Source organism: Nocardia sp. NPDC052112 (assembly GCF_040680135.1).
Taxonomy (GTDB): domain Bacteria; phylum Actinomycetota; class Actinomycetes; order Mycobacteriales; family Mycobacteriaceae; genus Nocardia.
The window spans coordinates 91,213-104,393 of sequence record NZ_JBFAWD010000029.1 but is presented as its reverse complement, the minus strand read 5'-3'; the positions used below and the strand labels follow the sequence as shown (position 1 = coordinate 104,393).

Here is a 13,181-nt window from a genome sequence, read left to right as displayed (position 1 = left end):
AGCGCCTTCGGCGCTGCGTGTTCGCGGCCCCCTTCGGTCTCGCGTCCGAGCCGTCGAGACTCGCGCCTGCGGCGCATGCGCTTCGACGGCTCGGATGCGAGACGGGCCGCGAACGGGTCGCTCGTAAGACTCGCTCCGTGGTGGTTGGTGCGGGTGGAGCGTTCGGCACCTGGTGTATTCGTGTCGGACGGGTGAGTCCCGTGCCTGCGGTGCATGTGGTTCGATGGCTCGGATGCGAGACGGGCCGCGAACGGGTCGTTCGTAAGACTCGCTCCGTGGTGGTTGGTGCGGGTGGAGCGTTCGGCACCTGGTGTATTCGTGTCGGACGGGTGAGTCCGGTGGCTGCGGTGCATGTGGTTCGATGGCTCGGATGCGAGGCGGGCCGCGAAGCGTCGTTCGTAAGACTCGCTGCGTGGTGGTTGGTGCGGGTGGAGCGTTCGGCACCTGGTGTATTCGTGTCGGACGGGTGAGTCCCGTGCCTGCGGCGCATGCGCTTCGATGGCTCGGACGCGAGACGGGGCGTGAACGGGTCGCTCGTAAGACTCGCTCCGTGGGCCGAGTAATCGCCGAAACTCGTGGCACCGCCCGCACCATCGGAAGATGGTGCGGGCGGTGCCGTTTGTGACGGAGTGCTATTCGGCGAACGGTGCGCGGGCGATCAGCTGACGGAAGCCCGCGGTTCGCATGAGCCATCGGGCGCGTCCGTCCGGCACCGCGGCGGCCTCGTTCGTGAACGCTTCGGTCAAATGCTGTTTGAGGTTATGCCGCGGATGACGGCGCAGCAGTTCCTCGACCCAGCTCGGATCGAGATCGGACATCCGTGCCCCGAACACATCCACGGCCGCGCCGGCGGAAACGAAGCCGAGATTGTCGACCTTGTCGGCGACTCCGATGGTGAGATGCGCGGCGATCGCGGCACCGACCGTCTCCGCCTGCTCCGGTGTCGCCCCCGCGCCGATAGCGAATTCGACCGCGCGCTCCGCCCCGGCCACCGCGAAACACCTTCCGGGTGTTGGATGCTCGAGCCGCAAATCGTGCAGCAGGCAGGAGACATAGGCCAGCTCGTCGTCGTATCGCGTGCCATCGAATGCAGCGAGCGCCCGCCCGAAGAAGTAACTCCGATACGAGTGCTCCAACACGTGCACCGAAAGACATTCCCGCGCTTCCGCTTCCGCGTCCTTGGCGAGCTTCGAATCCGGCAGTCGCAGATCCGCGAAATCCACCCGCCCACTACCCCGCTTACCGAGCGCCAACGCGACCTTGCCAGCAACGAGCCGCGGCACTCCCGCAACCAACCTGACAGTCAGCTGCCCGCGCTGCCCACTCGAAAGCGCCCCACCGCTACGCCTAGCCCATTCCCAATCCATCCCAGCAGGCGCACCCACATCACTCTCCTCACTCCTCGACCACATCTCCCTCCCCACTCAACCCCCCCACCCACTCCCCCGACGAGTGGCGCAAATGCCACTAATCCTCGGATTTCCGCCAATCACTGGACGAGTGATCACGTGGAATCCGTGGCGGCAAAACGAGAAGCCGCCGCCACCAGTTCCACCACCTGATCTTGATCAGAGAGCTCAGCGGAAGTCGGATGCGTGGTCTGTTGCCCATTGGGCGAAGGTGTGTGGGGGGCGGGCGGTGATTTTTTCGATGATTGTCGATATCTGCGGTGGGGTGGTGACTCCGGCTTTCCATCCGGCCATGACGGCCTCGACGCCGATTTGCGGCATGGTTTTGCCCAGCTCTACGCGGGCTTGTTCGTCGGAGATCACCTCGACGGTGATTTCGCGATCGATGGCCGTGCCGATATGACGCACCTGCTCGCGCAGGGTCAGTGACTCGGGGCCCCACACGGTATAGGCCTGACTTTCGTGACCGGGCTCGGTCAGCGCGGTTACCGCGAGTGCCGCCATATCCTTCTCGTGGATGGGTGCGGTCCGGGAGTCGGGATACGGCATCCGGACGACACCCTCGTTCCGGATGGAATGCTGCCACCACCACAGTGCGTTCGTGGCGAACATGCCGGGGCGGATGAAGGTCCAGGCCAGCTCGGACCGTTCGATGGCGGACTCGATGACGCTGTGCATCAAGGCAATTGGATTACTCGAGGCGTCGCTGTTCAGCACCGCGCCCGACGATAGGAACACCACCTGTCGCACCCCGGCGGCCTCGGCCGCCGCCACGAATCCATCGATTCCCTCGGGTTTGGCGTAGAGGAATACGCGCTGCGCGCCCTCGAGTGCGGCGGGCAGCGTTTCGGGCTGCTCGAGATCGGCCGCGACGACCTCCGCGCCCGGCGGGAACGCTGCTGCGGCGGGTTCCCTGCTCGTCGCGCGGACCTGCTCCCCGCTCGAAATCAGTCCTGCCACCACGTGGCGACCGACATTGCCTCTGGCTCCGAAAACGACTGTGACCATGGCGGCAGCGTAGGCCTCCGGGCTTACCCATGGTAAGGACATACCTTCGGGTAAGCTCCAGAAATGACGGTACGTTCGCAGGTCCCGCCCACTACCTGGCAGGGCATGAGTGACGCATTCAACAGTGAATGTCCGGCCCGTGAGGTGCTCGACCACATCACCAGCCGCTGGGGCATGCTGATCCTGACCGCGCTGACCGACGGGCCACTACGGTTCTCCGAGCTGCACACCAAAATCGGCGGTATCAGCGAGAAAATGCTGTCGCAGACTCTGCGCACACTCGGGCGCGACGGGCTGATCGCACGCACCGTCGAGCCCACCACGCCACCGCGGGTCAGCTACGAACTCACCGAACTCGGCCGAGGGCTCACCGAATCGCTGCACCAGTTTCTCGGTTGGATCCGCCAGCACACGGTCGAGGTGATGGCCGCCCAGCGCCGCCACGACCGCTCCATCGATATTCGATAGCGCCTGGCTATTGCGCGAGTGTGTGGTGGCCGGCGCCTGTGTGTCGCCCAAGGTTGGTGGCGCGAATTCCATTGATGCTTGGATTCGTGCCAAACTGAGGGTGTGAAGCAAGTGGTCGCGCTGGCGTTGGACGGAGTCATGACCTACGACCTGGCGTGCGCGGTGCAGGCATTCCGTCACGGGCCGGGCAAGACCGGGGAGCCGGTGGGGTTCGAGATGCGGACCTGCGGCCTGCGGCCCGGCCCGGTGTGGACCCCCAATGGTTTCGAACTTCGGGTCGACGACGGACTCGATGCGCTGACCAGCGCCGATATCGTGGTGGTTCCCGGCATCGGATTGCCGACGCTGCCCCCGGCCGATGCGGTGGTCGATGCGCTCCGGGCCGCGTCGGCGCGGGGCGCGATCATGGTGAGCATATGCGTCGGTGCATTCGTCCTGGCGCGGGCCGGACTCCTGGATGGGCGACCGGCCACCACCCACTGGGCATATTGCGACGAATTCGCCGAATTGTTCCCCGCGGTCAAGCTCGACCCCGCCGCACTGTATGTGGATGACGGCGATGTGCTCACCTCGGCGGGCCTGTCCGCGGGAATGGACCTGTGCCTGCACATTGTGCGTCGTGAGCTGGGTGCGGGTGCGGCCGCCGAGCTGGCCCGCTGGAATGTGACGTCACCGCATCGCGAGGGCGGCCAGGCGCAATATATTCCGGATGCTTTGGGCGGCAGTGACTTTCCAGGCACCCTGGCCGCGACCATGGCCTGGGCCGCGGCGAATCCGGCTGCGGCGCCGGATGTTTCGGCGCTCGCCGGATATGCGCTGATGAGTGAACGCACATTTATCCGCCGGTTCAAGGCGGAAGTGGGCACGACGCCGCGGCGCTGGTTGGAGGCGCAGCGCACGGTGCGTGCCAGAGAATTGCTGGAGACCACTGAATTGCCCGTCGAAGTTGTTGCGGCACAATCGGGATTCGGCAGCGTCACCGCGCTGCGGGTGCATCTGCGCGCGGCCACCGGGACGACGCCCGCTGGTTATCGCCGGTCGCTGCGCCGCTAGTCGGCGAATGCGCGTACCTCGCGGTATCGATCGGTCGATGTTCTCGGATTGCCGGATCTGGAGCCGTCGGTGCGCTACGGTTGATTTGCCCGGACGCACTTCGTAACAATAGGAAGCAGGTCCGACAGGGGCTTATGCGCCCATATTTCCCGTCTCATGACCGAACAGTTCGATTGCTAATCGTTAACTATGACTTGGATCGACTGAACTACTTCCCTTTCGACTCGTGAATCCGCATACCTGCGGCGAGCGATGAGATCGACGCATGAGAGGTGGTTGGATGAGTACAGCATCGCGAAGCGATTCGGTGCGGGGTGGCGGTCGGGTGACGGGCGGGCCCGATCTGGAAATCGGCCCGCTGACGGCGCCGCGGATCGCCGGTAACGAGTCGGCGACCGCCAGCACACCGCTGCGGCGTGCTGTCGGACGTTTGCAGGATGTGCTGCCGTTGGGCTGGCAGGTCGAGATCATCGACGCCCCCGATGCGCCGAGCATCGTCGACGCACCGGGTCGTCAGCCCGTAGTGCGGGTGGTTATGCCGGGAGCCTGACTACCCGGTCCACCCCATCGGCATCAGCAGGGACTTCTGCTCGCAGAATGCGTCCAGACCCTCCGGTCCGTTCTCCCGGCCGAGGCCGGAGTTCTTGTACCCGCCGAACGGCGAACTCGGGTCGAACGCATACCAGTTGATCGCGTAGGTTCCGGTGCGCACCCGCGCCGCGATTTCCGCACCGTGCTCGATATCGGCGGTCCAGACCGAGCCGGCCAGTCCGTATACCGAATCGTTCGCGATGGCCACCGCTTCGTCCTCGGTCTCGTATGGAATGACCGACAGGACCGGGCCGAAAATCTCCTCCTGCGCGATCGTCGACTTGTTATCGACATCGGCGAAGATGGTCGGCTCGACGAACCAGCCGCGGTCCACATCCGCCGGGCGACCGCCGCCGAGCGCCAATCGCGCGCCCTCTTCCTTGCCCTTCGCGATATACCCCTCGACGCGGTCGCGCTGGCGTTCGGAGATGAGTGGGCCGAAGGTCGTCGCCGGATCGGTGGGATCGCCGGTCTTCAGCGTCTTCACATGCTCGACCAGTGCGTCCAGGATCTCGTCGTAGCGGCTGCGCGGTGCGAGAATGCGCGTCTGCGCGACGCAGCCCTGGCCGCTGTTCATCAGACCGGAGAAGGCCAGCACCGGAATATTGGCGATATCCATATCCGGCAGCAGGATTGCCGCCGATTTGCCACCGAGCTCGAGCGAGACGCTCTTGAGCTGTCCGGTCGCAATGGCGCCGATCTTGCGGCCGACGGCGGTGCTGCCGGTGAAGGTGATCTTGTCGACGCCCGGATGCGAGACCAGATACTCCGCGGCATCCGCCTCGGCGGGCAGGATCGACAGCACGCCCTCGGGCAGGCCCGCCTCGGTGAAGATTTCCCCGATCTTGTTGGCGGTCAACGGAGTCAGCGGCGCGGGCTTCAGCACCACGGTGCATCCGGCGAGCAATGCGGGGGCGAGCTTATTGGCCGCGAGGAACAGCGGCACATTCCATGCCGTGACCGCGGCGACCACCCCGCGCGGCTCCCGCGAGACCCGGGAGGTGCCGAACAAGCCGGTTCGGGTTTCGTGCCAGGGGAAGGACTCGGCCAGTCCGGCGTACGCGTCGAGCGTGGCCACCGCCGGAATCTGGTTGAGCGTCATGGCGATCATCTGGGGTGCGCCCATTTCCGCGGTGAGCGTGGCGAGCAGATCGGCCGAACGCTGCTCGATCAGGCGGGCGGCGCGCGACAATACCTGGGCGCGCTCCGCGGGCGGCGTGGACGGCCACGGACCGTTGTCGAAGGCGTGCCGGGCAGTGGCGACGGCGGCGTCGACATCGGCGCGACCGACCACCGGGACGCTGCCCACCGGCTCGACCGTCGCGGGCGAGATGACCTGGAGGCGCTCGGTGGCGGCGGGCGCGGTCCAGCGGCCGCCGATGAACAGGCTGTCGTAATGCATGAGAACACGTTACAGTTTTGTGGCCCGCTTGTCTGTAACGTGTTTCAGTTTTCGGCTCGATCGACATTCTGAACAGCGCGAATTCCGACCTCCCGGTTCGCTTTTCAGAGAACGCACTATTGCGTTCTGTTGCTGCACCGGTCATGCTGTAGCTACTGATCAGCTCGCTCGATTCATGAACCGATTACGCAATTGGGGAGTCCGAGTCATGGCGGTGCAAGTGATCGGCCGGTCGCTGATGACCAGCGACCAGACCGAGCATCAAGCTAAAAGTGTTGGCGCAGGTGGGTGGGTGGTTTCCTTCCTACCGGGCCGAACGCTGACCATCGAGCAGGCTATGGCCGCGATGCAGGCCGCCGAGGCGGTCGCCGTGGTCGGGATGCTGGCCGATCAGGTCGGCCTGACCACCCTGGAGACGGTTGGTCTGGCCATTCAGGAATCGCCCTGGGCCGCGACGATCAACGCATGCGGGCGCAGGAGCTGGCGCCGGGGCTGGCTGGAGAAGTAGCGCTACGGCTTGGTTGCCACTACCACCAGGTTGCTCACCAGTAACTCTCGCAATACGGGTACGCGAACCACCCACCAGGCCCAGCGTGGGTGGTAGCGGGGGAATACGATGCGCACATCTGCGGAAGTGCCTGCCGCCCAACGTAACCCGTCCGCAGCGCCGACCGCGAACAGCGATTCGCCGAAGCGGTTCTTCGGTTCCCGGCCGGTCTTGCGACGGTATCGGCGCGCGGCGTACTCGCCACCGAGGTAGTGCCACGGTCCCGTTTCGTGGCCGCCGAACGGGCCGTGCCACACCGTGTACGACAGCACGATCAAGCCGCCTCGACGGGTTACGCGCACCATTTCGTCGGCCATGACCCAAGGCTGTGGCACGTGCTCGGCGACGTTCGAGGAGAAGCAGATGTCGACCGCGTTATCGCGGAACGGCAGTGCCATACCGGACCCGCGGACCGCGCCGGCCATCGAAAGCCCGGCGGCGTGCATCTCGGATGGGTCGGGCTCGACGGGAATGTAGCGCGCACCGGTCTTGACGAATTCGTCCGCGAAGTAGCCGGGGCCACCGCCGACGTCCAGAATGGTCGCGCCATCGAGGCCGCACCCGGTAGCGTCCGCGTAGAAATCGCCGATCATCGCCGCGCTGTCGGCGGCCAGACCACCGTAGAACAGTGCCGGGTCGGTCTGCTCGAACCGAAAGCTGCCGAGCAGCCGCAGCGACCGGCGCAATGTCGCCCGCCGCGCGAACCGGGACACGACTCGTCCGCGCCGGGCAGCCTGCGCTGCCACGGCCTCGGCTGGCTCGGTTTCAGCTCTCGGCACGGCGCCGAGTCTCGCATAGTGCTGGCAACACACCGCAGTCCCGCCTGCCCAGGGCGGGAATTCGCGCGGGCGTCGGTCGCCGTTCACTCGACGCGCGATTACCCGCAATGGCGCGGTGGAAGCTGGTCGGCGGGGTGCGCGGGTTAGGGTGTACGGCGATATCCGTGACCTGCTGACCGAGAGAAGCTCCACCGTGCGCGAAGTCCTCCTGCTGTGCTGGCGTGACACCGGGCACCCGCAGGGCGGCGGCAGCGAACGGTACCTGGAACAGGTCGGCGCGCAGCTCGCCGCGCGCGGGGTCAAGGTCACCCTGCGCACCGCGCGCTATCCGGGGGCGCCGAAGCGGGAGCGGATCGACGGCATCGATATCAGCCGGGCGGGCGGGCGGTTCTCCGTCTATCCGCGGGCACTGGCCGCGATCGCATTCGGACGGCTCGGCATGGGGCCGCTGCGGGGCGTGCGTCCCGATGTGGTGATCGATACCCAGAACGGGATCCCGTTCTTCGCGGGTGCGGCGACCAAGGCACCGTCGGTGGTGCTGGTGCATCACGGGCATCGGGAGCAGTGGCCGGTCGCCGGACGGTTCGTCGGGCGGATCGGCTGGTGGATCGAATCGCGGCTTTCGCCGCGGGTGCATCGACACAACCAATACCTGACCGTTTCGCTGCCCTCGGCCGAGGAACTGGCCACGCTGGGGGTGGACGGTTCCCGGATCGCGGTGGTCCGCAATGGCGCCGAACCTGTTCCGGTGGATGCTCCGACCGGTTGCGCCGAGACGCGTACCGACGAGCCGCGCATCGTGGTGCTCTCGCGATTGGTGCCGCACAAGCAGATCGAAGACGCGTTGGCGGTTGTCGCCCGACTACGGAGTCGGATTCCCGGCCTGCGGCTCGATGTGATCGGTGACGGTTGGTGGGCGGACAACCTGAAGGCCGACGCCAACGACCTCGGCATCGCCGATGCGGTCACCTTCCACGGCCACGTCGACGAGCAGCGCAAACACGAATTGCTCGCGCGCGCTTGGGTACATGTGCTGCCGTCGCGCAAGGAGGGCTGGGGGCTCGCGGTCATCGAGGCGGCGCAACACGGGGTACCGACTATCGGTTACCGCAGTTCGCGCGGACTCACCGATTCCATTGTCGACGGGGTGACCGGGGTGCTCGTCGACGATGTGAGCCAGCTCTGCGAATCCGTCGGTGAGCTCGTCGACGACACCGAAGCCCGCGCCGTCATGGGGGAGAAGGCCCGTGCCCGTGCGCGTGAATTCTCCTGGGAGCAGACCGGAAACGGTGTGTATGCGGTGCTCGCGGCCGCGGCGCGCGGGGAGCACACCTCGGGGCTCATCCCGCCTGGGCCGTGATCTGGCTGCCGTCGTGCGACGAGTCGGCGCGCAGTGCGGTCTGTCGCTCCTGCTGACCGCGCGCGACATGCTCGGTCGAACGGCGGAATGTGCCGTTGCCGTCAACGGGTTGGGCGTGGGCGCGATATGGCTGCCACCAGCAGACCACCGACCAGCACGGCGGCCCAGAGGAGGTGGGCGGCGTAGGCGATCATCCGGTGTGTGGACTGCGATTCTTTGACATGGTCTGTTGCGCCGGGAACTCGGTACAGCGCCAGATCGGGGTCGGCGTAGACCGAGTCCAGCTGGGCGAGCGTTGTTTTCGACTCGCCGAGCGGTCCGGGCGTGGTGCGTTCGACGAGGACCCAGCCGACACCGAGCTCGCCCAACCGCTGTGCCGAATCACCGTGCAGCAGTGTGCTTTCCACCTCCCGCGCCCGGACGCCCTCGCCGGCCACGGTCCGTCCGCGCACCGGAAGCTCACCGGTTTGCAACACGTCGCGCGGCAACATCCGCGGTGCCGGATCCAGTACCGCCACCTTGCCGCTGTAGGGAAACTTCCGAAACATTCCGCCGGGCAATACCGCGATATCCCCGCGCCCATCGATCCGGTCCGCGACCCGCTGCCAGCCGACCGGATAGTGCACCGGCCGCAGCGCACCACCGACGCCCCAAGCCAAATCGAACAGCGGCAGCACCAGCAATGCGATGAATACCGTTGCGGTCAACGTAGTCCCGGGCATCGGCGAGCTGGCGGACTCCTTGGCCGCGAAGCGCGCTGCGACGGCTCGGCAGCCGGCGGCGGCGCACAGCGCATAGGCGGGCATGGCAAGCGCCACATACTTCTGCGTATCCCGCAACAGTCCCGCCCCGGACACATGAGCGACAAGCCACTCCATGCCGCTCATACCCCACGACGTCGCCCCCAACGCGGGCAGCACGACAGCGCAAGCCGCCAATACCAGCAGCCCGCGGCGAACTCGCACGGCGGCGCGTTCGGTGTCACCAGCCGAAGGGGCGCTGTTGATTTTCCCAGCGGTGCTGCGGATGCCAACGGCCACGAGGGCAAGCAGTAGGGCGCTGGCGATCAGGGCGAGGGGTGTGGTCCGGGAGTCGGGGACCGAATCGGCGTTCCAGATTCCACCGAGTCCGGCCAGCGCGCCGAGGGTGCCGAGCGCGGGTTCGGCGCGGGCGGCGAAGGCGGCGATTCCGGTCGGGTCGGAAGGCACGGTCCCGGCACCCGATAAGGCCGCCGCCGCCAACCAGGGACCGGACGCCGCCGACAGCAGAACCAGCGCCCCGAGCACATTTCGGCGCCCGACCAACACCACCGCGGAGCTGCCCGCCAACAGCGCGCCGGTCGGCGTCAGCCCCGCCGCCGCGAAACATCCGGCCAGGGCACCCCAGGAACCGACCGCGCCACCGCGTGCCACCGCGTCGGCGCCATGCCCCCCGATGCGAATTCGATAGGCGGCCAGCGCGGTCCACGGCAGTGCCGCGTATCCGGTCAACAGGCTCCAATGCCCTTGGAGTAGGCGTTCGGCCACGTATGGGTTCCAGAGCGCGACGGTCACAGCGACCAATTGCGGTCCGGTCGATACCCGAAGCAGTTCCTTGGCCAGCACCGCCGCTCCGTACCCGGCCGCCCACAGTGCCACGAGCAGGATCGTCTTGACGATCAGCCCACCGTCGACGATCGGCGACAGCGTGGCCAGCATCGCATCCTGTGGAACCGCTCGCGGAGCGGCGTCGCCGAGCCCGAGCGCCGAGTCCGTCAGATACGACCGCGGCGTGCTCACCGCATCTCGCAGCAGCAGGTAGCCCGGCCCCAACAGCGGCCCAGCGATCACCGCGGCCAGCAATCCGCTGTAACCGGCGGGGACGAACCTTGCCCACTTGTCGCGTCGAGCCAGGCCGCTGCCATTCACGCCTGTGCACCTTACGTACCGACGAGCGAACCGCCACGCTCCGGTACCGACCGCCTGTTACTGGGTCGATCGGCCCGCGCACGGGGTATTCACTGCCGCCCTTGCAGCGCCGCACGACGTTCGACCGCTCGCACCGCGGGGAAGTCGGCGGCGAAGCCGCGCAACAGTCGCAGCGTCTCGTCGACGGGTTGCCCCGTGGTCGCGATGTCGATCGCCCCGTACAGGCGCTCTTCCACCCGCGCCACCTCGGCGGCGAGGTGGCGTCCGGCCGGTGTGAGGCCGAGGGTGATCTGGCGCCGGTCGGTGGGGCCGGTCTGCTTATCGATCAGGTCCATGGCGACGAGTCGGTCCACGAGTCGGCTCGGGCTGCCGCCGGTCTCGCAGACCAACAGGTCGCCGAGCCCGGCCAAGGTCAGCGGTTGATGGTCGGCAAGTACGCGCAGGACCTCGGCCTGGGATGGCGTCAGTCCCAACGGTCGCAGCTCCGATGACAGCTTCCGGTTTCCCTCCCGCTGGATGGCGAGAATGAGATAGCGCAGTTCCTCAGCCGGCCGCACGGATGTGCACCTGCCGAGTGTCGTCGAATGAGCGGGTGAACGTCATGGGCTACCACTTTAGATGTCGTGTAACGGGCTGACGCGGGACAGGGGCCGCTAGCTGCTGGGCTCTGTTCGCGGAGATGTGCGTGTGCGAAGCGGAACGGGGCGACCGGTGGCGCTCACGGTGCGCCGGAGCAGCAGAGAACAAGGACGAGGTCGCTGCGGCCATCCTTTTAGATTACATGGCATACATGTTGTGTAATCTAAATGGTGATGCAGGTCATGGCAGTGCGGACGGTGGCCGCATGCGGGGCGCGTGGTGACGGGGTGGGACGATTGCCGCGTGCCCACAGTCCGTCGCCTCCCCGTCGTGGCGGATCTGACGTTGGTCACGGCCGGGGCGATGACGGCCAACGTGGCGGGATATCTGCTGCAGATGCTGGCCAGCCGGTGGTTGGGCGTCGCCGGATACAGCGAATTCGCCAGCCTGCTCGCGGTGCAGCTGTTGTGCGCGGTGCCCGCGCTGGCCTTGCAGAACGTGGTGGCCAGGGAACTGGTGCGTGGTGCGAGCGTGGCGGCACTGCGCGGATTGCAGTGGCGGTGTGCGGTGATCGTCGCGGTGGTGGCCGCGGTGCTGGTGCCGTCGGTGACCGCGGTACTGAATGTGGGCGTACTCGCCTGCGCCGCCGCCCTCGGCGCGGCCCCTGCCCTGGTCCTGCTATCCGGTGAACAGGGAATTCTGCAGGGCAGCAGGCGCTTCCGCGCCCTGGCCATAGTCCTGGGCGCGGCCGGAGTCGCGCGCGTGGCCCCGGCGTTGGTAGTCCTCGCGGCTGGCGGCGGCACAGCCCCCGCACTGTGGGCCGCCGCGCTCGGCATCGTCGCCGCCGCCGCATACGCCCGCTCCACCGCAGGCTCGCCCCCATCGCGAACTCGCCTCGCGATTTCCCCGGTCACAGAACGGTCGGAAGGGCTACCGGGTGGCGACGGGCCGCCGCCCGGGATCGCGGTGCCTTCCGTCGGTGTGTTGCCGGTGTTGCGGGCGGCGCAGGTGCAGGCGGCGTTGATGGCGTTGTCGTCCGCGGATCTGATCATCGCGCGAATAGTTTTGGACGAGGCGGATGCGAGCCGGTATGCGCTCGGTGCGATCGCGGCGAAGATCGCGTTCTGGCTGCCGCAGGCTGTGGGAGTAGTGCTGTATCCGCGGATGGCGCAGCCGACACATTCGGCGCGTGCGATCCGGGATGCGCTGGCCGTACTGTCCGGCATCGGAATCGTGGCGGTATTGGGCGCTGCCCTCGCCGCACCGATCGCGCCTTTGTTCGCGGGACAGGACTACGCGCCGATCCAAGGCTTGCTGTGGTTGTTCGCCCTGCAGGGAGCGATACTCGCGGTGTTGCAAGGCGCGCTGCTCTCGGCGATCGCGGTGGATCGCACCGCCCTCGCCGCGGTGACCTGGCTCGGTTTGGCGGTCGAGGTGGTGCTCATGACATGCTTCGCCCGCTCGGTACCCGCGCTGATCACCACCGCGGTCGGTGTCGCGGCCGTTACCACCACGTTCGTGGCGGTGATCGTCCTGCGCACCGCGGACCGCTCCGGGACCGCCGAAACGCCGAGCACATCCGGCTGAGCACGCACTATCCGAGGCATAACCTGTGCCGGTCGATAAGACACGCATCGCAGCGCCGTCCATGCATCTAGCATCACCAGCATGATCACCGCCGTGCATACCCTGGTCTACGCGGAGGATCCGGACGCGGCTCGTGCCTTCTTCCGCGACGTTCTCGGCTGGCCGAATGTCGATGCCCACGCCGGCTGGCTCATTTTCGGGACGGGGCCGAGCGAGCTCGGCGTGCATCCCGCGGATGGGCCGCCACGCCATGAGATTTCGTTGATGTGCGATGACATCGAGCAGACGATGGCGGAATTGGGCGGGCGTGGGGCGCAATTCGTGGGTGCGGTCGCCGAGCGGAGTTTCGGGCGCTGCGTCGATATGAAGATTCCGGGTGCGGGAGTGATGCTGCTGTATCAGCCGTCGCATCCCGTTGCCTATCCGCAGGGTTCGCCCACGCCCTGAGCGTCGCATGTCATCCGGACCGACCCACGCCGAAACGAACTCGG

General features: G+C 67.0%; 13 protein-coding genes. 7 read left to right on the top strand and 6 right to left on the bottom strand.

Translation table 11 applies throughout. The features are described 5' to 3' along the window. Positions 1-632: 632 nt before the first annotated feature. Entirely contained in the window at positions 633-1,385 is a 753-nt protein-coding gene (locus AB0L58_RS36810) for a phosphohydrolase (RefSeq protein WP_364394696.1), read from the bottom strand. Positions 1,386-1,577: 192 nt separating this feature from the next. Next, positions 1,578-2,417, bottom strand: coding sequence for an NAD(P)H-binding protein (locus tag AB0L58_RS36805; protein ID WP_364394694.1), 840 nt, complete (start codon positions 2,415-2,417; stop codon positions 1,578-1,580). A 63-nt stretch (positions 2,418-2,480) separates the two neighbouring features. Between AB0L58_RS36805 and AB0L58_RS36800 the strand changes: the two genes are divergently transcribed. The 3 genes from AB0L58_RS36800 (at position 2,481) to AB0L58_RS36790 (ending at position 4,488) form a co-directional block, all read left to right on the top strand. After that, positions 2,481-2,885 (top strand): helix-turn-helix domain-containing protein, encoded by a 405-nt coding sequence (locus AB0L58_RS36800; RefSeq protein WP_364394692.1) that lies wholly within the window; start codon positions 2,481-2,483, stop codon positions 2,883-2,885. 102 nt (positions 2,886-2,987) lie between these two features. Continuing rightward, the gene (locus AB0L58_RS36795; protein ID WP_364394690.1) at positions 2,988-3,938 is read left to right on the top strand and encodes a helix-turn-helix domain-containing protein; all 951 of its coding nucleotides are present in this window, start codon (positions 2,988-2,990) and stop codon (positions 3,936-3,938) included. A gap of 280 nt (positions 3,939-4,218) precedes the next feature. Further along, complete coding sequence (locus AB0L58_RS36790) at positions 4,219-4,488, top strand: hypothetical protein (RefSeq protein WP_364394688.1); 270 nt, start codon at positions 4,219-4,221, stop codon at positions 4,486-4,488. Here the strand turns inward: AB0L58_RS36790 and AB0L58_RS36785 are convergent, their stop codons facing one another. Further along, on the bottom strand, positions 4,489-5,931 hold the full coding sequence (locus AB0L58_RS36785; RefSeq protein ID WP_364394686.1) for an aldehyde dehydrogenase: 1,443 nt from the start codon (positions 5,929-5,931) through the stop codon (positions 4,489-4,491). 208 nt (positions 5,932-6,139) lie between these two features. On the opposite strand from AB0L58_RS36785, the gene AB0L58_RS36780 reads away from it, so the two are divergent. Continuing rightward, a complete protein-coding gene (locus AB0L58_RS36780; protein WP_364394684.1) occupies positions 6,140-6,439 on the top strand; it encodes a hypothetical protein in 300 nt (99 codons plus the stop codon). 2 nt (positions 6,440-6,441) lie between these two features. On the opposite strand, the gene AB0L58_RS36775 is transcribed toward AB0L58_RS36780, so the two are convergent. Continuing rightward, positions 6,442-7,224 (bottom strand): class I SAM-dependent methyltransferase, encoded by a 783-nt coding sequence (locus AB0L58_RS36775; protein WP_364394708.1) that lies wholly within the window; start codon positions 7,222-7,224, stop codon positions 6,442-6,444. Positions 7,225-7,450: 226 nt separating this feature from the next. On the opposite strand from AB0L58_RS36775, the gene AB0L58_RS36770 reads away from it, so the two are divergent. Continuing rightward, positions 7,451-8,617, top strand: a complete 1,167-nt coding sequence (locus AB0L58_RS36770; RefSeq protein WP_364394682.1) for a glycosyltransferase family 4 protein — start codon at positions 7,451-7,453, stop codon at positions 8,615-8,617. Positions 8,618-8,718: 101 nt separating this feature from the next. Here AB0L58_RS36770 and AB0L58_RS36765 read toward each other — a convergent pair whose 3' ends face one another. Both AB0L58_RS36765 and AB0L58_RS36760 read right to left on the bottom strand, forming a co-directional pair. After that, complete coding sequence (locus AB0L58_RS36765) at positions 8,719-10,524, bottom strand: hypothetical protein (protein ID WP_364394680.1); 1,806 nt, start codon at positions 10,522-10,524, stop codon at positions 8,719-8,721. A gap of 89 nt (positions 10,525-10,613) precedes the next feature. After that, positions 10,614-11,081: a MarR family transcriptional regulator gene (locus AB0L58_RS36760; RefSeq protein WP_364394678.1), complete on the bottom strand. Its 468-nt coding sequence runs from the start codon at positions 11,079-11,081 to the stop codon at positions 10,614-10,616. A gap of 385 nt (positions 11,082-11,466) precedes the next feature. Between AB0L58_RS36760 and AB0L58_RS36755 the strand changes: the two genes are divergently transcribed. Both AB0L58_RS36755 and AB0L58_RS36750 read left to right on the top strand, forming a co-directional pair. Next, the gene (locus AB0L58_RS36755; RefSeq protein WP_364394706.1) at positions 11,467-12,690 is read left to right on the top strand and encodes a polysaccharide biosynthesis protein; all 1,224 of its coding nucleotides are present in this window, start codon (positions 11,467-11,469) and stop codon (positions 12,688-12,690) included. 81 nt (positions 12,691-12,771) lie between these two features. Then, positions 12,772-13,137: a VOC family protein gene (locus AB0L58_RS36750; RefSeq protein ID WP_364394676.1), complete on the top strand. Its 366-nt coding sequence runs from the start codon at positions 12,772-12,774 to the stop codon at positions 13,135-13,137. Positions 13,138-13,181: the final 44 nt, after the last annotated feature.

Coding starts and splice junctions, on each gene's coding strand:
- AB0L58_RS36805 (WP_364394694.1), bottom strand. CDS start 2,417: ATGGTCACAGTCGTTTTCGGAGCCAGAGGCAATGTCGGTCGCCACGTG.
- AB0L58_RS36800 (WP_364394692.1), top strand. CDS start 2,481: ATGACGGTACGTTCGCAGGTCCCGCCCACTACCTGGCAGGGCATGAGT.
- AB0L58_RS36790 (WP_364394688.1), top strand. CDS start 4,219: ATGAGTACAGCATCGCGAAGCGATTCGGTGCGGGGTGGCGGTCGGGTG.
- AB0L58_RS36785 (WP_364394686.1), bottom strand. CDS start 5,931: ATGCATTACGACAGCCTGTTCATCGGCGGCCGCTGGACCGCGCCCGCC.
- AB0L58_RS36780 (WP_364394684.1), top strand. CDS start 6,140: ATGGCGGTGCAAGTGATCGGCCGGTCGCTGATGACCAGCGACCAGACC.
- AB0L58_RS36755 (WP_364394706.1), top strand. CDS start 11,467: ATGACGGCCAACGTGGCGGGATATCTGCTGCAGATGCTGGCCAGCCGG.
- AB0L58_RS36750 (WP_364394676.1), top strand. CDS start 12,772: ATGATCACCGCCGTGCATACCCTGGTCTACGCGGAGGATCCGGACGCG.